The sequence below is a fragment of the Micromonospora sp. WMMD558 genome (genome assembly GCF_049315255.1).
Taxonomy (GTDB): domain Bacteria; phylum Actinomycetota; class Actinomycetes; order Mycobacteriales; family Micromonosporaceae; genus Micromonospora.
On record NZ_CP186061.1, the window covers coordinates 6,086,181 to 6,105,120 of the forward strand.

The 18,940-nt window shown below is 67.9% G+C and carries 6 protein-coding genes; 1 reads left to right on the forward strand and 5 read right to left on the reverse strand.

From position 1 onward, the window contains the following. Window positions 1-524: 524 nt before the first annotated feature. From ACN26Y_RS28790 to ACN26Y_RS28810, 5 genes are all read right to left on the reverse strand, one after another. A complete protein-coding gene (locus tag ACN26Y_RS28790) occupies window positions 525-5,948 on the reverse strand; it encodes a DEAD/DEAH box helicase (RefSeq protein WP_422733921.1) in 5,424 nt (1,807 codons plus the stop codon). 942 nt (window positions 5,949-6,890) lie between these two features. Further along, a complete protein-coding gene (locus ACN26Y_RS28795; RefSeq protein ID WP_422733922.1) occupies window positions 6,891-8,894 on the reverse strand; it encodes a hypothetical protein in 2,004 nt (667 codons plus the stop codon). Between the two features lie 143 nt (window positions 8,895-9,037). After that, the gene (locus ACN26Y_RS28800) at window positions 9,038-11,725 is read right to left on the reverse strand and encodes an RNaseH domain-containing protein (RefSeq protein ID WP_422733923.1); all 2,688 of its coding nucleotides are present in this window, start codon (window positions 11,723-11,725) and stop codon (window positions 9,038-9,040) included. Next, complete coding sequence (locus ACN26Y_RS28805) at window positions 11,722-15,057, reverse strand: hypothetical protein (protein WP_422733924.1); 3,336 nt, start codon at window positions 15,055-15,057, stop codon at window positions 11,722-11,724. Before ACN26Y_RS28805 ends, ACN26Y_RS28800 begins: the two co-directional genes overlap by 4 nt. Then, window positions 15,054-16,253 (reverse strand): hypothetical protein, encoded by a 1,200-nt coding sequence (locus tag ACN26Y_RS28810; protein WP_422733925.1) that lies wholly within the window; start codon window positions 16,251-16,253, stop codon window positions 15,054-15,056. Before ACN26Y_RS28810 ends, ACN26Y_RS28805 begins: the two co-directional genes overlap by 4 nt. Window positions 16,254-16,898: 645 nt before the next feature. Here ACN26Y_RS28810 and ACN26Y_RS28815 point away from each other — a divergent pair. After that, the gene (locus tag ACN26Y_RS28815; protein WP_422733926.1) at window positions 16,899-18,557 is read left to right on the forward strand and encodes a hypothetical protein; all 1,659 of its coding nucleotides are present in this window, start codon (window positions 16,899-16,901) and stop codon (window positions 18,555-18,557) included. The last annotated feature ends 383 nt before the right edge of the window (window positions 18,558-18,940 follow it).

An 18,940-nucleotide genomic window follows, 5' to 3' on the forward strand; every position in this document is an offset into this window, starting at 1 on the left:
CCCGTTCGACAAGTCGTCATCTGGCTCGGCTGCATGCCGGCGCAGGCCCTCGCCTCGATGGCAATCGACAGGCGGCTGGACACGCCGGCCAGCACTGGCAGAGATGAGCGCCCAGTACCCTATGTCAGGAGGGGCAGTCTGCGCCGGCAGCGAGAGCCGATGCGCGTTGAGGCACGCCTTGCGCAATCACTCCCGGGCAGTAGGTGTGCGTCTGGTCACGGCCTGCACCAGAACTCGGGGGAGAAGGTCACGGTAACGGCCGCCCGGTGCGGGCATGTGATTCCACACGGCTGATCTGCCCCGGCGCACCAGGGCAGGACCCTGACCACGGGCAGATGGTGATTACGCGCGTCCGGCCCGGGCCCGCGGGCGTAGACGAGCTTGCCGAGGACTGCCGCCCTGTCGCCTAGCAGCGGCAGTAACGCACGACCTGCTTCGGCTCAACCACCGCTACCCAACCCGCACCCCCGGCCGAGGGCCACCGCGGAACGCCTGGCCTCCACCGGGGTTTCGAGTCGAGGTACTTAACTCGGTATCCGTGCTAGGGCACCCATCAGGTATCCGGGTGCGCGGTCGAGTGCGTAGCTGTCGGCGGCGACAATGGCGTCGAGTTCGGTGACAGTGTCACGAGCAGCGGCGGCCGCGTAGGCGAGTCGGTCGCTGGCGGACTCTGTGTCGTAGGCCTCCAACGGATGCTTGGCGATGATCGCGATACGGCCGTGGGCGGGGTGACTGAACACTGCGGTCGGCGCCGGCATGTCGTTGAGCACCTGGGCACGGTATGTTGTCGCCCACGCGGCGACGGCCCGTCGCTCTGTCTCGTCGTCTGCGGCGAGTGGGCGTGCCCGAAGCAGGCCGAACAGGTCGCGCGCCAGGCGCCAGTCGAGCAGGGAGTGGTAGGCCATGTTGGAGTAGTCGCGTAGGCACCGGTAGCAGGAGCCGGTGCAGGCTGCGGCATGGCCCGGGTCTTCGAACTCGTTGAGCCGCTGCTGTACGTGGTGAAGGAAGCGGGGAAGCGTGCCTGGCGCCCCGAGGTGGGTGCTGAAGCCGGCGCCGTTCTCGAGAGTGTCGGCGAGGAAGGCGTACGTGACGGGTTGCCGATCGTCGCCGGCGCCGGTATAGATGCCCGCGCTCAGCTCTTGCGGCTGGATGTCGAGATGGCTGGCGGCGGCGGCGCGTAGTAGGAAGGCCAACGAGTACCAGGCGGCCCGCCGTCCGGCTGTTTCGTCGGGTGCGCCGCTTGGCTGCTGCAGCCCTTGCTCGAGCGTGAGCCGCAGCCCGGGGAACCGGTAGCCGGGAGCAATGCCGGCGAAGAGGAAGTCGGTGGGCTGTACGGCGCCCAGGGCGACCTGGATCTGGTCGCCGGATGCATTCTCGTTGCGGACGAGGTTTCCGTTGACCGCTTCTGGCGAAAGGTATCCCAGCCAGTTGCCGTTCACCGGCGTGAGGGTGAACATGCGGCCGCCGTTGTCGTTGACGGTGTAGCGGGTCCCGGGGCCGCTGTAGGCGGCGGCAGCGCCCTCCTCGTGGTGCGTGAGTTCTGCAAGGGTGGCGTGGGCGCGCGCCGCCATCGTGCGGGGCGACCACGTGAAGTTGCCGTCGAAGTCGCGGCGGCGCCCGGCGCGGAAGCCGAGCGGCTCCCGTAGTTCAGCCGGCTGGTAAGCAGGGTGCTGGGCGCCGCACCGCGGGCAGGTGTCGGGGCCGTTCGCAGGGTCAGGCAGCGCCGCCAACTGCTCTATATGTGAGCAGGTCTTGCACACGCCGACGAACCGCGGTGTGGCGAGCGGTTCCGCGACGGCGCGGGGGCGGGGCATCACGGGGTCGAACGCGCAGATGCCGACGGCCGGGTAGACCCAGCCGTCGCGGACAACTTCGCTCATTGGGGCGAACTGGGACACAGCGATGGCGACGTCGCGGTCGATGACGGCGGGTGGTGGCCATGGGTAGGACCGGGTGGGCTTGCGCAGGTGGAGATAGCGAACCCGGCTCGGGAAGCCGAACATCGGCAATACGCCGGATTCGGCCAGCCGTTGGCTCAGGTCTGGGTGCCCGCTGTCCTGGTTGGCGACGTCGCTGATGCGGTCCAACAGCGCCGGCACCCACGCGCCGGTGTCGAACCCGGCCACCTCACCGTGGCAGCGGGCAGCGAGGGCGCGGGCTGCAGCGCCGACGCTGGGCCGGTTCTGCTCGATCCAACCCGCCACGTGCCGGCGGGCGCGCTGCCAGTCGGCGGCCGGCCCGAACTGGCCATGGGAATTGTTTGTGAGGTCGGACAGGACCTGGCTGGCCACGAGCGCCGCGCCCAGGCTCGCGAACGCCATCCGCAGGACCTCTGCAGCGAGGACCCTCCGGAAGATCTCGGGCCGGTCGAGCGCAAGGTACGGCGCCGGCGTGGGCTCGTTGGTGATCAGGTCAGGGCGGTCGAAGTAGTACTCGTCGTGGCTTCGCCCGCGGCAGACAGTGAGGGCAACGGCAACCGGTGCGCCGCGCCGGCCTGCACGGCCGACCCGCTGCTGGTAGTTGAACCGGGTGGGCGGCATGTTCGCCATGACGACGGCCGACAGGTCACCAATGTCAACGCCGGCTTCCATGGTGGTAGTGACTGACAGCAGGTCGATCCCGTACGGCAGCGGAGGTTCTCCCGTGCCGCCAAGGAAGATGCCCTGGAACCGGGCTTGGCGGGCCTGGGACTCCACCCTGCCGGTCTGGCCCGTCAGCTCGGCGCACGCCAGGCGAAACATGCCCTGCCCGTTCGCTGCCTTCCATGTGTAGTAGTCGTCCTCGTGTGACACCGGTTCCGGGTCGGTAGGTAGCCGACGGTGGCAGCCGGTGCAGATGCTGATGCCGCGGCCCAGGTGCTGCCGCCGGCATGACTGGCATCGCCACGCACCCTTGCCTGGTGGCCGCAGGGTGACCCGCTCTGGCCGGATGACGTACTCGACAACCGCGTCGCCCCAATTGGCGCGGACGAGTTGCTCGAGGGCTGCGGCGGTGCTGCCGAGTTCCCGGGCTGCCGCTTCCCAGAACTTCCGCAGCCGTGCCGGAGGCTGGGTAGAGCCGTCACGTAGGCCAGTGAACCGGCGCATCTGGGCGAGCACACGAAGGCTTGCCCGCGCGACGGCGCGAGCGCTGTCCGGGGGTAGGTCAACGTCCTCGGCGTCTTCCCGCAGCGCGAGCCAGCCCAGGCCGAGAGATTCGAAGTCGCGGCCAGCGCCGGAGAAGAGGCCTTCGAGCATCTCCTGTCGCAGTTCCTGTTGGATGTCGTCGAGGAGTGCCTGCTGGTTGGCGCTCAAGTTGCTGGCTTGGACGGGTTCCTGGCCGGTCCACTGGTAGAGCGTGGTCCACGGCTGGTCGTTCCCGTCGGCTTGCAGCGACGCCTTGGGGCCTCCGGGGTTGATCCCCATGGCCAGCAGGTCACGGGCGAGATCCCGTGCCAGGTCTTCGACGCTGGGCTGGCCGGCGAGGTCGCTTCGCAGCGCTGGTTCCGATGACGGGTCGGCGTGGGGCGCTTTCTCCCAGATGTCGCATAGTGCCTGGAAGCTGGCGGCGTTGCGCTGGCGAAGCCGGGCGACTGCAGCCCAGGTGTCGTCGTCTCGTGGCCCCTCCTGGTAGTGCCTTCGGGCGAGCTCGAGGTCCCCACCGCTTGCTGTTGGCTGGGTGACTCGCCGATATAGCAGCAGCCGCAACAGGTCCTGGTAGTGGCGCAGCCCAATGCCTGCGGCCAGCTTCGCCGCATCCTGGCGGCTGTCGGAGAAGATGATGCTCTTGCGTTCTTCGGCCGGTAGATGCCCGGCCATCTGCGTGATGAGGACCTGGTTGATCTTTTCGAAGCCGGTGCGCATGGTGCGGATCGGGGACCGCTGGCGGCGCCGGTCGGTCAGCGGCAGGGCACCGTTGCGGTCGCGGCGGATCTCCCAGTCATCCCCACATGCAGGACATCGGGTCGGGAACGGCTGCAGGCCGTCAGCGCCGATCGTCGCCATGCCGCGGCGCGACCCTGCAAGGCTGATGTGGAAGCTCCATCCGGTGGAGCCGCGCTCGCCGTTGGACAGCCGCCCGGTCGCCGAGTCCAGGTGACTGCGCCGGTATTCGTAGGTGACCGTGCCGCCGTCAGCTGTCCAACGGCGGTCGGTCTCCAACGAGCCGGTGCGGGGCCAGTACACGATGTAGTTGGCGGCCGTCGGGTTGAGGACAACCTGGTCCGGCAGCTTCGACAGGTCGGGCACGTCGGCAAGGAGGAACGTGTCGATGGAGCGCTTGGACAATTCATCCTCAGGGGCGAAGCCGCCCAGTAGGACGTCGCCGCAGGTCTGGCAGTAGAGCAGCTCCAGCACGCGGCTGCCGCAGTGACACCGGGTGGCCGGTTGGGCGTAGAGCCGACCGACGGTCCGCCCGTCTTGGGCGTCGACTTCGACTGCGGTACAGCCCGCGTTGGTGCAGGCCCAGATACCCGGCACGTTGCGGAACATCAGGTGTGCCCGGATACGGGGTAGCTTGCTGCCCGGCAGTGTGCCGGCTACACGCAGGCCGGCGAGCAGGCCGCGCAGCGCCTCGTCCTGCTGGGTTGGTTCACAGGCAGGGAACAACCGTCGTGCGAGCAGCGACGTTTCCTGAGCTACCGGGCTGGCGGCGGGCGTGCCATCTGGGCTCGAGAGGCATGCGGCGGCGAAGGCATCGCCGGCGCCAGTCTCGGCCAGCACGGCTGCGCACTCCTTCGGCGCCTCCTGCCCAGTCAGCCTCGTGAGGCGCGAAGCGTGGCGAGACAGGTTGATGTGGGCGGCAGCCGGCCGTACGAGCTCGCCGGGCACGAAGTCAAAGCTGTCTCGGGGAAGTGCGAAGAACTCTTCAAGGAAGCCCGCGTCCCGAGCCGGATCCAGTGACGCGGAGGCGGCGAGGACGCGGATCCGCTCGGGCTCGTCCGACAGCCCTAGCCGGTGGCGGAGGTTTCGCAACAGGTAGGCGACCTCGGTACCGGCCGTGCCGCGGTAAGTGTGTAGCTCGTCGATGACAAGCGTGAACCGCGCCGAGGGATCGTCTTGCAGCCATCGCCGGGTGCTGTCGAAGAACACCGCGTCACGCTCACGCAGCAACATGACGTTGAGCATTGAGTAGTTGGTGATCAAGATGTCGGGCGGAGCGTCGAGCATGTCCCACCGGGAGCGCATCTCCGCCCCGTCCAACTGCGGAATGAAGGCACGGTCCTTCTCGCGGCGGATGGCTGCGCCCCGCCGGCTCGTCTGCAGCAGGTCTTCGCGCAGCTCCTCCAAGGCGGCGGCGTTGCCGGGTGCTCCGGTCACCGGTGTCTGGCCTGTGTAGCGGCCGAAGTAGAAGCGATGGCCGTTGCGATGGCTGTCCAGCCAGGCACGGGCAGGGCTACTGTCCAGCGCGCGGCGAAGCCGGACGAGCTGGTCGTCGACGAGGGCATTCATCGGATACATCACGAGCGCGCGTACCGCCGCGGGCCGGCCGGTCTCGCCCTGCCGCTGTGGCACGAACGGCGCTCCAGGAGTTTCCCACCACGGCCGGTGCGGCGCCGGGGTACCGGACCAGCCACGCGACTCGCTCAACAGACTGGCCAGGATCGGCAGCACGAAGGCCTCCGTTTTGCCCGAGCCGGTTCCAGCCGTCACGACGGTGTTCCGGCCAGCGGTCAAGCCGCTGCGGAGCGCCTGCTCTTGATGCCGGTAGAGCGGCCGGCCAGACGGGATCAGGCCGCACTCGGCGAACGCCGCGAGCTCCGGCACTGCACCGGCGGCAGTCGCGGAGGCTGCGATGTCGTGCGGAACGACGGCGTAGTCGGGCCGCATCTCAATGAGCGGCCGCCGCCAGGCGCCACCATCGCGGTCGAGAAGCGCCCTGCGCTCGCGCACGAGCCGCTCGTCTTTGAGCCCGAACGGCGTGTCGTAATAGCGAAACAATGCATCGCGCAGGACGTCGAAGGTCGCCAACGCATCGAGGCTCGCGGGTCCCGTCATTGTTCCTCCAGGCGGTGCCCCAGCGAGCCTGCCAGCTGCCGTGCCAGGCTGAGGGGCACGTTGTCGAAGGCGACCGTTTCGGCGCGGTCGGTCAAGCGGGGCGGCAGGCCCGTGCACAGGGCGGCTGCAGCAGCTTGCAGGGGTGGCAGCGGTGCTCCATAGTCTACGAAAAATGCCCCTGCCTGTTCCCTACCAGGCTCGGGCCGCCAGCGCAGGGGCTGGGCGCCACACGCGGCAAGCACAAGATGGATCCCCTCTGCGTACGTGGTCCGGTACCAGGCGCCGGCGCGCTGCAGCAGGTACGCCATCCGGCCGTCGCGGCGCAGGCGGTACAGGCCCTCGCCTGCGCCGGCCGCTCGGGGTGAGACTGGCTCCCAAGCCCGCCTGAGGGGCGCGTAGCACTCCACTGTCGTATTTCCGCTGGCCGGTGGTGCTGCGGCATCCCCTGGGCGGATGACGGCGATGCTGCTTCCAAGCTGAAGAGCCGAGCAGGGCACGTATCGGGCTCCCAACCGGCTCGCCAGCTCGGGAAGCTGGGCCGGGGAGTCGTAGGAGATCAACACGGCGGACGGCGGTGGGAGTGTCGTGCTACGCCCTGGCGGCGACGCGAAGGTCACTGCGAGGTCCTCGCTGGCCAGCCGGTCGAGCACGCTGACCGGGCGGGCGCCGGCTAGAAGGGCGGTGCCATCCGACTGGGGCAACCGAGTGATCACCGTTGGTGCTGCCCGCCAGGAGCCGGCAGTCCAGTCGACGCGTGCAAGGCACATGGTCTCGGCGTCCCTGAGCCACCGGCCGGCGCTGAATCCCCTCGTATCGCGGTGCCCGTGCTGGCCCGTGGCCGCGAGCCACCTGATCCGCGTAGACACGTCATCGAGGCTGCCATGCTGGATTTCGCTCATCCAGCGGGCCAACAGGTCAGCGTCCAAGGAGGTTCTCCGCGGCCTGGGTGTACAGCCGCCAGCGTTCCTGGTCGCTTGCGATCCGCGTTGCCGGACCCAGCAGACGTCCCCACACCTCTTGAGCGGCAGCGGTTAGCTGGTGCATGGCGGGGAGGGTGGGATGCACCGGCCGGACCCGCCACCCTAGCTGTGACCGCTCGGCGATCCATGCGGTCCCGGGCGGCGGAACGTATTCGAACCGGTACGTCGCTCCGATACCTATGAGTGCCTTCAGCCATGCCGGGGCAGCGGGCTCTTCGACGAGTGCAACGGTCCCGTCATGGAGCAGCGCGTAGGCCTCCTGGAGGCCGCGGCGAATCAGCACCGGCTGGCCACCAGGGTTTCCCGTGCCTACCCATGCGCCTTGTACGGCGGGTCCGGCCGGATCTACCGGCACCGCCTCGGCACCGAGCGTCTGGACCACAGTAAAGCTGAGGTCCGTCCGGTCAGCGGTCAGGTCATGCCTCCCCGCAGGCAGCGGACCCAGCACCCGAAGCGGTACCGGAAAAACCGCAGCCCGGAACTCCTGCTCAACGCCATCCAACACAGCGCGGACCATTCGCGTCTGCTCACCGGCAGGCAGCAGCATGTCCGGCTCGCCGCCAGCCAGATAGTGGCGACGGCCCAAGCCGCGCCCCACCGGAAGACCGTGGCATAGCACCGGCAATATCCCCGTGTCCTGGCGCAGCGCCGAGGCCACTCCCTCTCGCAAGCCCGGCAGGGCCCCCTCGACAGCAGCTGGATTGGTAATGCGCACGTTGAGGAAGGTCACCCAGCCCGACAGCAGGGATGCCCTCGCCGGTTTCCAGCCCGCGGCCGCGGACGCCTCCAGGATCCTGCTGACCTCGGCCTCGGCAGCCGCGGCGACCAGTAGCACCTGATCCTCGAAGGCAACTACTCCGGCGTGCGCCGCCCAGGCACCGATCGTGGGGTCCTTGCGCATCGCCACAACGTCGGCAGCCGGAACGTGCAGCGCGAGCTGCGTACCGCGAGCGTGCAGGCCATTTCGAAGGGCCTCCGAGAAGGTGGGCAGGTCCCCGTCCAGGTCATACAGATCGCCGTCTCCCCGGACAGACAGCTTCAACTCCCCACCACCGGGCAGTTGCACCACGTCCTCGTCAATGCCCGCCACACGTTCTACTTCCCACCACATCGTCCACGAGTCGGTATTGACGCAGGCGCGCAACCGGGCACGCCGCAAACCTGCCCGCTCGCGTACCACCCCGTCCCAGTGCTCTGCTAGTGACGACAGCACCCCGCCCAGAAGCAGCGAGTCGGCGTCGTTCTGCAACGCCGCCACTAGCCTGGGCGACAGTCCGCGCGGCCGGCTGGCCCAAATGCGCAGGTGGTAGAGGATGCTCTCCAGATTCGGAGCGCCACCACGATCGATGCCAAGCGTTGCGAAGAACTCTGTCAGCCGGTAGCGGTCCTCGGCGCGAACAAGCGCCTGGGACAGCGGGTAGCCGATGCGGTGGAAGTGTCCCCCGGTCCGGATAGTGCTAATCCCCCGCTGGCCCTGCATCCCGTCGAGCCAGTCGTGCAGCACCCGCCACAACGCTGCGACCACGTCGAAGGCCTGCGACAACCGGTCTCGCAAGCGAGCGAGATCGTCTGGTGGGGCGAGGGGCTTCAACGCTTCCGCTAGACGGATGTAGTAGGCATGCGGCGCCGAACGCTCGTCGCGGTGCATCCGTGTCGCGGCCAGCACGGTGACGGCAAGCAACGGTAGGCACGGCGGCGGCTCGGTTCGGCTACCCCTACGCCACCGCGCCACCGCAGCCTCCACCGGCCAGAACAGCCGCGCCTCGTCGGCCAGGCGCAGATGGCGCGCCACTGCATCGGTAAGCGAGCCGGAGCCGCCAAGTTCCGCGAGTTCCTCGTCACTGGCGAACAGAAGCACGGGCCGGCCAGCCTGGGCCTCACCGAAGTACCGGCAAGCCAGGATCTCCTGCCACTGGGCATAGCCATCCGCCCCGCTCATGGTGCCAACGTATCGGCCAGCTACGAAAACGTCTTACCGGCGAACCTACCTAATTCGCCGCCGACCGGCCGTCGTGTACCTGGCTAGATGGCCCGAGGTTCCGGGCCGGAGCAGCAGCGTCTTCACCGATGTGTCGACCTGCCTCAGAGATATTCGTCGGCTAGCGAGCAGAGGTGGAGGACGCCGGGGTACTTGGTGGCCTGGTCGGTATGGGCATGGGCTCGGCGTAGCAGCGATACCAGGGTTGCGAGGGCTGCGGGGTCGTCGTCGGGCTGTTGGTGGGCGACGCAGATCTCTAGGGGCACTGGGTTCGACGCCTGCACGGAAAAGTTGGTGTGGATGTCGGGGTCGAGTTTGGTGCGGCCGTGTGGCGTCTGCATCTGGTCGGACTTGGGGTTGACGGAGTAGTAGACGCGCTCGCTGGCGCGGAACAGCCCGCTGACCCTGGGGTGGTGCTTGTCGAGGTCGTTGGCGAAGCCGCGGGGGACTTCCATAGTGCTGGAACGGTCCCGGACGCGGACGATGCGCAGGCCTGGTGTCTTGTCCGGTCCGATGGTCTCGGGGAGGTCGGCGTCGTCTTCGATGTCGACGCCGGGCAGGATCAGCTGGTCGGGGCGCAGGTGCTTGTCCTGCATCCAGTCCCAGCCCCAGTTCCGGAATCCGGCAGCTCTGACCATGATGATGCGGTCGTGGGTTGCCGAGTCGGCGGCGCCGCCGATGCCCAGGACGTTGACGAGGAAGCCGGCGAGGATCTGCTTCTGTTGTCTGCCGGCGCCGATGCGTCCTTTGCCGTCGGCGAGGAGGGCGGGTAGGTCGGCGTAGGGGACCGTGTGAGAGGGGCTGCCGTCTGCGCCGGGGAGGTAGGCGGTTGCGGTGCCGTCTGGTTGTTGGCGGATGACGATCGGGATGCAGGTGGGACCGTCGTGGTGTAGCCAGATCCCGACCTGCTCAATGTCGGGCAGTCCGACGGGCATGTGGTAGGGGCCGAAACGGCCGAGCTGGCGCAGGCAGTCGTTGATCGCAGAGGCCACCCGCAGGATGGTGCCGGCCCCGAACCGGGTGCCGGGGTAGGGCTCGGGCTTCTTCCGTTTGGCGTTCTCGGGCCAGGTCTTCGGCTCGGTGAAAAGCTGGGCTGGCCGCAGGCACTGCAGGCGCCGGTTGGCGCGGGCGAAGGCCTTCTTCAGGCCGGGCTTCGGGTCGATGAGCCGGGCGCGTTGGAAGAAGGCAGCGTCCTGCAGTTCGACGATGGCCCCCAGGCGGTCGGTGCTCCCGCCGAGGACCTCCCTTGCAAGCCGGTTGGTGTACAGCTGGAGCATGGCGTCGTCGGTCTTCTTCTTGTCCGGGTCGGGTTGTACGCCAACGCCGACCTCGGCACCGTTGCGCAGGCGGACGGTGATGTTGAGGTCGCCGTGAAAGCGGACCACGCTGTTGTCGGCCGGGTCGGACTCGCGTGCGAGGCCGAAGTGGTGCTCCAGGGTCGCAAGTACGGCCTCGCGAGTGATGTCGCTCTGCGTCCACAGCTCGATGGTGTACGTGGTGTTCGGGTCGAACGCGGCTTTGATCTTGCGGGTGGCGCGGGAGCCGACACGCTCGAGGTCGGGCAGTGGCCGGATTCCGCGCCGGGTAAGGAGGCTGCGCAGCCTGTCGTGGACGTCGACGTGGTCTCCTGGCACCAGGCCGGTGTTGGCGGCGTGGACGAGCGTCTTGGCTCGTCTGGTTCCATTGCCGTCGGCGTCCACGCTGGGTGCGCCGTCGGCGTCCGCCGCTTGGCTTTTGGTGCCTTCGCTGTACAGGAAGTAGGCGCGGATGGCGCGTTCGTCGAGCAGGTCGGCGGCTGCCGCCGGGTCGGCGAGGGTCTTGTGCGGGTCGGGGAACGAGAGTTGGGTGAGCTTCGCGAGGGCGCGGGCCAGGCCGGGGCTCCACTGCCACTGCCAGCCTCCGCCGGGGATCCGCATCTGGCGTGCCGGCGCGGACAGCAGGGTGTGGGGTTCGTCGTCGCGGCCGAGGAAGCCTTGGGGGCCGTGGAGCCAGATGGTGGCTGAGGTGGGGCCTTTGCCGCGCGACGGGACGTAGGCCACGGGCATGAGGGGGAAGCGGCTGATGCTGACGTCGGCGTGGATGCGCGGTACGGGGAAGTTGGGTGCCGTCTCCACGTGAAAGTCGATCTTGGCGGTGACGAGTCCGGGGCCGGCGCGATCGTCGTCGGTTCGCTGGGGCGGCCAGAGGACGGCGCTGCGCCGGCCGTCGCTTCTCGGCGGCCCGAGGATGAAGTCGCGCCGGGCCTTTCCGAGCAGGTCGAGTTTCTTGTCGACGACCTCCTTGGCGAGGAACGAGGGCAGCATCTGGTAGACGTGCGGGGCCACCGCGGCGGTGCCGTTGGCGCGGACGGCGTATTCGAGGAGATTGAAGCAGCGGCGGTCGAAGACGAGGTCGGCCGGCTTGAGCATCTGGTACCAGTCGACCTGGTCGGTAATCTCGGTGGTGGCCCAGCTGGCGATCGCGTCGGTGACCACGTACGTGTCGATGCCGGGGAACGCGACGATGAAGTCGTTCGACCTCAGGTCCCAGTTGACGTACATGATCGCCGGGTCGATGCCGCAGAGGAGCTCTTTGAGGCTGCTGGTGGGCAGCGAGTGCCCAGGCCGGCCGAACGGCCTTGTGCGCCAGTGCTTGTCGAGTTCGGTGAACCAGGTGGCGGGCATCTCCGCGACGTCGCACTCCACGTCCCAGCGGGTGCCTGGCTCGATGTCGAACGCGAGTAGGCGCAGGTGGTCTCCGGTGGTCCTGCGGGGCGGTTTGGCCGTGTTCTCTCTGGTTTCGGTGTCGGTCACCGGGGGGTCCTCCTCGATCCCAGGGGCTCGTTGGTGCGGACCAGGTGGCCCATCAGGCCCCACACGGCGGTGTTGACGGCGTGCTCTCGCAGGCGGTGCTGGCTCGCGCCGTCGGCGGGCGTGGCCAGCAGTTGTCCAAGGTACTGGTCGGTGGCCACGACGATGCTGGTACGCGCCGTGTCCGCGGCTTTCTCCTCGGGGTCGGCGAGTCGTTCGGCGAAGGCCGCGTCGCACAGCAGCACGCTGGTCGGCTGGTTGCCCCGGATGCTGCGTCCGATGGTCTGGCTCATGGGGACGAGGTTGTTGGCGACGAAGACGCGCCGGTTCTGCGGGTCGAGGGCGCGGAACTGGATGGGGCGGCCGATGGCGTCGAACCAGACCTTGCGGGCAGTGGAGCGGAGCTGCTTCACGAGGCTGCCGACTTCGCCGGGGGCGGCGGCCGGCGGCCGTTGGAGGTGGTCCATGGCCAGTTGGCTCACCAGTGACAGGGGGAAGGCCAGGTCGAAGGGCGGCGGGTGGGAGCGGGTCAGGTAGATGACGGCGCCGAGGGCGGCGGTGTCGTTGGCGTTGAGGATGTTGTAGCCGCGCTGGATCGACATCTCGGCGGCGACGAGGATGTCTTCCTCGCCGGTGCCGAAGCGCCCGACGAGACGGCGTTGGATGCCGCCGACGCCGGGGTCGGCGGCGTCGGGTACGACGATCCGCGCGCTGAGCTGGGGAATTCGGGCGTTGATGTGGTCGCCGACGGTGCGTGCCTCGTCGCCAGACAGGACCACGAACAGGATCTTGCGCCGGTCTTCGGGCAGCTTCGCCCGCAGCTCGTCGACGAGGCTGCGCGGGCGGCCGTCGACGGGCTGGCACAGCGCGGTGACCAGCAGCCGCAGGGCGTCGTGGCGGCGGCTGCCGGTCTTGCCGGACACGAAGATCGGGTCGGCGCCGGTCCTCTGCGCCTTGACTGCCATGTGGGAACGACGCAGGGCAACCTCGTCCTCGGGGGGTGGGCGCAGCACGGCGGTGGGCTCGATGGGGATGTGGTAGAACGACGAGCCGGGCGCCCAGCTGGTGGCAGAGGTAAGCACGACGTGGGGGCCCTGCACGCCCTCGCAGGCGAGGAGGTCGTGCGCGTGGTGCAGCAGCCACCGGCCGACTCCGTGGACCCACAGCAGCTGGAGCGACGCTCCGCCGTTGCGGCTGTCGGCCCACCGCAGGGCGAGGATGTTGCCCATCGGGGCCTCTGGGACGATCGGCCGGTAGTCGCGTGGCGGCTGGTCGGCCCAGAAGGTCTCCTCGTCGGGCAGTTGCAGGTGTTCCCGCACCGATGGGTACATCGTCGTCATTGTGAAGAACGTCGTGGTGATGCGGCCGGCGCAGATGGCTGCCTCGACGACCAGGCGCAGCAGGCCGCGACGCTGGTCGAACCATTCGCGGCGCACGTGTCCTGCCTCGATGTTGGGTTCCAGCCACCGGTCGAGCCAGTCGTCGATGGCCAGCGCCACCGCGGCGTCCGTCCGTGGCTGGCGGGTCACCTGGGCGACGACCTCGTCGAGGCTGTGCGGCTGCTCGCTCAGCGGGCTCTCCGCGAATTCCTGCAGCTCATGGCGGTAGAAGTCGTCGGCGAGGTCCTCGACGCGCTTGTCCCCGTCACCGCGCGAGGGCAGCCCGAACAGGGTCCGGGCGACGCGGCGCAACAGCGAGTGCGCCGTGAACGGCGCGTCGCCGAGCAACTCCTTCAGCCGCTGTCCGGAAGGCGACAGGGCCAGCCGGTTCAGGACGAAGACCGCATTCTGGTGGATCTGCAGCTGCGTGTGCCAGCGGTCGACCTCGTCATCGGCCGCCGGCGCCATGCTCTGGTTGTCCAGGGCGGCGTTGGTGTACTGGACCATCCGGTGCGTCCAGCCCTTGCCCGCGGCCACCAAGGGCTCGGTCTGCACGAACCGGGAGTCCAGCACCTGCTGGACCGCGTCCGCCTCGTCGATGACGAGCAGGTCGGTGTGCGGCTGGAAGGCCTCGAACCAGCGCATGGACGCGTCAGCCGGTTCCGCACGGCTGGCGATGAGGCACTGCGCGGTGGTGACCCAGACCTGCGCGTTGGCGATCTCGCGGCGAGCCTTCTGCGCCGGGCAGATCGACAGCAGCGGGCAGTCGTAGGTGGCCGGCTCGTCTGCCTCGGCGTCGCGGAGCTTGCCGTGGCACGGGAACTCGTTCGGCTCCAGCGGCTTCCAGTCGGGGTTGACCGAGCGCCGGAAGGGTTCCAGCAGGCAGGAGGCGTTGGCGTAGGCGGCAGCCGGGTCGGCAGGGTTGTCGTCGTCGGGCACGAGGACCGGAGATTCCTCGATCGCGGAGCGCCAGTACCGCGCGGCGTGCTCGGCTCGGTTGCTGCGCCCGATCAAGGGCACGGCGTCGATGCCGATCGACCGGAGAAACGACACCTTGGCGTAGACGTCACCAACCGAGCCCAGGACCATCCCGACCCGGTTGCCGTGCTTCAGCACCCGGTTGACCGCCAACACGTCGGTCAGGGTGGTCTTGCCCGAGTTCATGAGCCCGACGATGTGGGACACGCCGTCGAGGACGAACGTCTCGGGTCTGTCGACCAGGCCGGGGCCGTTGCGGTCGACGGAGCTGAAGCGCATGTTCTCCGTCAGGCGCTTGTGCCAGTTCCGGTTCGTGATGTGGGGCTTGCCGACGAGCCTGCGGTCGATCTCCTTTGCCGTCTCCAACAGCTCCTTCTCGAACGACACCGTCCAGGGTTCCCGAGAGCGGCGGGGCACGAGGGGAAGCCGCGCGACGGGCGGGGCCGGCGGCAGCGTCGACGGCAGGTGCACCACCTCGACGCCGTCTCCGACGCGGAACTCGTACCGCCGCCCGGCCGGCGCTGGCGGCCGGGGCGGGGTCAGCCTGTACTGCAGCGGGTCAGCCAGCGCCGCGTCGTACGTTGCCGCGCGGTCCTGGCACAGCGCCGAGCCCGCGACGGTGAACACCGTGTTGTCGTTGACCTGCCCGTCCGCGGCGTCCGTGCGGGCGAAGCGCCGCCATTCCTGCGGCACCCGCAGGTAGTGGTTGAGCAGCCTGCGCCAGTAGCCGCGCCGGGCCACGTCACCCATACGGTGCCGTACCCGCCGGCACGCCGCCACGAGCTCGGGCGGCAGGTCGACGTATCCGGACAGCAGCGGCTGCAGCGCCCCCACCGGCTCGCCCGGGAAGTGCTTCGTCAGGAAGTGCAGCCCCAGCTCGACCCGGCAGAAAGCGTCCCGAGCCATCACCGCCTCCGGGAACTGCTCCCGGCGCATCTGCTTCATCAAGCTGTCGCGCCACGACGAGGTCTCTCTCACGCGGCCAACTCCTTCACCCGCTCCTTGACCCGAGCCACCAGCTGGTTCTCGTCAATCACGTGCACGCCCGCGACCCGCCCGTCGAGTTCGGCCTCCAAATCACTGATGTAGCCCGGCTGCACCGCCCGGTGAGCTGGAAGCGCCAGGTACCGCCGATCGCACGCCGGTGCCTGCGGCCAGGTAAAGCCGCGGCCCAACAGCCGCGCGCTGACCTGGTCCTTCGCGTCCACGCCCCAGGTCTCGGCAACCTTCGGCACGCCACCCGCGCCTGGGCGCAGGAACTCGATCAACACGTCCAGCGCATCGACTCCCGGGTACGGCGTAACCCTGACCACCGGCGCCAGCGAGTCGACCGACAGCCCGTCGATGATCCGCGCCTCCACCAGGCCCGGATCATGGATGTACTTGCGGGTCGCCCGGTGCTGCTCGTAGACCACCGCCATCGGCACAGCCGTCCACGTCTCCGGTGACCCCCCGGGACAACCCGCGGTTGCGCAGCACGCCGAGGGATCGGACAGCACGTTGCGACACGAAGGGCACAGGAGGTACTCCTGCGGCTCCCGGGCGGGCCTCGAGTGGTAGGCGAGGCTGATCAGCCGGTGGACGTGCGTCTGTCCGCTGTTGTCCGTCGCCGGAAAACGCCGCTCAAGGCCGCGGACCTCACGGTCGGCAACGACCGCGTGGTCGATGAGGTAGCGCCGCAGCACCGCGTACGCCTCCCCGATCTCCTCGTCCGAGGAACCGTTCGCGGCCGCGGCTTCCCGCAGTGCCAGGTGCACCTGGTTCTCAATCCACTCGGCCTCCACGTCGTGCCGCGCGAGCCGAGAGCCCTGCACCGCGAACTCGGTCAGGTCACCGTCGGCCAGCAGACTGTTCTGAAGGTCAGTGAACGATAGGTCGAGCTGCACAGGCCACGTCGCCAGTGGTTGCGCACAGAGCTCCAGCAGGGCGAGGTCGCAGTCGAGCGGCTGCAGACCCTGGTCGGCGAACCGCCACCACAGACGCGAGAAGCCCACCCGCCACGGGGCCGGCAACAAACCCACCGCCTTCGCCGACCCGCCCGTCGCCTGTCTCCTCCGCTGAACGATGCCGGCCAGTCCAGCGGACAACATCATCACCGTCAGGTAGTCGTCATCCGGGGTCCGATCCCGTCCCCGGTGTTCGCCAGCGATTGGTACCTGAGCATGAACGTCCATTGCAGCCGTTCCTCACAGCTAAAGTCCGACCCGGTTCTCCCGTGCAAGGGGCGGCTCCAGTAGACACCCGGCCTCCGACACTTCTGTGACCCACGCACGTGCGGCTGGGCACCGCGTCACCGGAGATTTGCGGGCCTGTGTCTCACGGTTTCTAGTTTTGCTTGCAGTTCGGGCTGGTGGCCGAGCAGCCCTCCCAAGCTGCTCGGCCGGACCAAGGGGAATCAGCTGCCAGAAGCCGGTCGGCCCTGACGCGCGGCGCAATCCTTAGCGTCCAAGCAGGAGCCTAAGCAACTCCATGGCACGGCGACGGCGGGCCCTGTCGGCGGACCACAGGTACACACCCGCCAACATGGCGACCCCTGCGGCGCAAAGCAGTACGGCGGTGGACAACTCACGCATTTTCGTGAAGACCCTTCATCTTGGCACTTGATTAGCTGATGGCGTAGCCACCTCGGGTGGCACATCCCCGGGTGGGGAGGCCGCTTCCCAGCTTTGGATGAGCTCGAAGAGGGCTTACACACTCTGACGAGACCTTCCAGAGGGTTCACAGAGTTTTCCAGGGTCAGTGCGATCGGCACCGTCGTCGGCGGAGACGGTGCTCCGCAGCAGGAAGGAGCTTTACAATTCTTGCCAAGGCTGGGCATCATGTTGGCCACGATGAGCATGCCACCGACGTCCGATATTCAGGGCTCCGGCGATGATCCACTGGCTACGTTGCGACACCACCTCGGCCGGCTGCATCTTCGAGCGGGCAAGCCCAGCTCTCGAGAGATCAGCCGCCGCACCATGCGGACGATCAGTCATACCACGGTCAGAGCGGTGTTGCGCTGCGAAAGCATCCCGAAGTGGGGCCCACTGGAACTCGTGGTCGAAGCCCTTAAGGGCGATATCGAGCAGTTCCTGGGACTTTGGACTGCGGTCGAGGATGCCCGTAGCGTCATCGACGTAACCGGCCGCCCGGGTGAGACTGGCAAGGCCGAGCACGTCGCTGAACCCGCCGAAGTCGATGTCGAAGAAGAGGAACCGAGGCAGCGGCTACCCACCGCCCGCCCCAGCGACATTCTCTCCGCGCCGTCACCCACCCCCAGTACCGAAACCTTCCCACCAACCAAAGAGCAGGACTCCACGCGGTCGTGGCAAACGACCGGAAAGAATTCGTCAAGTAAAGAGGACTTGGCCGCCGAGAACGCCGAACTGCGCCGACAGATAGGCGAGTTGCGCGCCCAACTGCGAGCAGCCAACGACACCAGCACCGACAAATTGTATCGCGACATACCTCTCGGCCATGTGAACCGCATACGCCTGGTCGAACAGTTCTTCAGCTCTCGGTATCCAGTAACACCCGAAGGAGCTTGGCGGAATATCTACCGCTTGCTGCTCTGGATCGACCCCTCGAGCGGGCTGGCCTCTTGCTACGAATCTGACAAGTGCCAGCCAGGACGGCCCTGGTACGCGAAATCGCTCGCTTTCCACACATGGCTCGCTCGTGAACTAGGCGTGCCTCCCCGCGACCTTGGCTCTGAGATCGATGTCCTCTTCTCATGGACCATGCCTTATGCCATGAGTAAACAGGAACTTTCTCGTACGATCAGCGGTCCTCGGGGTCGGTCAAATACATTCGAAGCGGCACCCTTTCCGGGGGAAGACCCAAGGCTCATCGACTTCGTCAGCCGAGAACTGGAGCCATGGCTCCGCGGCTCACTGCCCGAGGGTCACCTTCGCGCCCTCACCGCCAGCATTCGACTCCGAATTAGTTACGAAAAGAAGCGAAGCGTGCTTCTTGGCGAGGGCTTCCAGGACGTCTTGGGGGCTATCCTTCAAGGGATTCCAAAGATCCGCCAGTCCTACGACGTCCGGGTCCGTTCTTTACCGCACGACCTTCCGGGCTTCCTCCCAGCAAAGCGACCCAGGGGTGGACGGGTAGTGGATTTGGCGCTGGCCAGGAAGTCCAATGGTAATCCGACCATAGTTGCCTGCGCTTGGTCGCTGCGCGCGGACCGGGACGTCCGTTTCGTAGACGATTTGACGGCGCTTTCGGGCCTCCGGGCAGGAAGAGAACCACTCAGCTACGTGTTACTCACCAATGAGTTTGACCCGTCCCGCCTAGCGGCAGTATGTGAGCGCACGTTCGCGGGTCGCCCACTTTTCCAGGCAGTTGTACACATAAATCCGGCTGCACTGCTTGCTGCGTACGACCACCCGAGCCGGCCAGGCGGAAGTACCGCGCGCGCGAAGGAGTACATAACGGACGGAAGGATCCGGAGCCTTGAGGCTTGGTTGAACGAACTCTCCGTCAGCACATGAGCTTCCTCCACTTAAGGCCATCCCGAGTCGGACCCTCCTCACTGTCGCCGGATACAGGCCCGACCACCCGGGAGGTGACGCGGCGTGGCGCAGGGCCAACTCTGCCGTGCCAGGGGCTCGCCTGCTCGCGGTGGGCAGCCTGCTCAGCATCATCGAACAAGCTGTGCGACAGCTTCCCGTCACCACGCCGGACGAGGCCCATGCCACGCTGCAAGGTCCACTGCGGCGTCGCCGGACCATCGCCGTCTGCGCGACCGCGACCCGTGCCGCCCCGGCCAGCATCTGTCGCCTTTCGGCCAGCCACCTCAGCGGATTAGGCTCGAGAAGGCTCACTGTTCAGGTGACCTGGAAACCAAGTTCGGCAGCACAAACAGGAGCATAAG

Bases quoted from the DNA above. Each gene is read 5' to 3' on its own strand.
- ACN26Y_RS28810 (WP_422733925.1), bottom strand. From the start codon at position 16,253: ATGGACGTTCATGCTCAGGTACCAATCGCTGGCGAACACCGGGGACGG.
- ACN26Y_RS28795 (WP_422733922.1), bottom strand. From the start codon at position 8,894: ATGAGCGGGGCGGATGGCTATGCCCAGTGGCAGGAGATCCTGGCTTGC.
- ACN26Y_RS28815 (WP_422733926.1), top strand. From the start codon at position 16,899: ATGTTGGCCACGATGAGCATGCCACCGACGTCCGATATTCAGGGCTCC.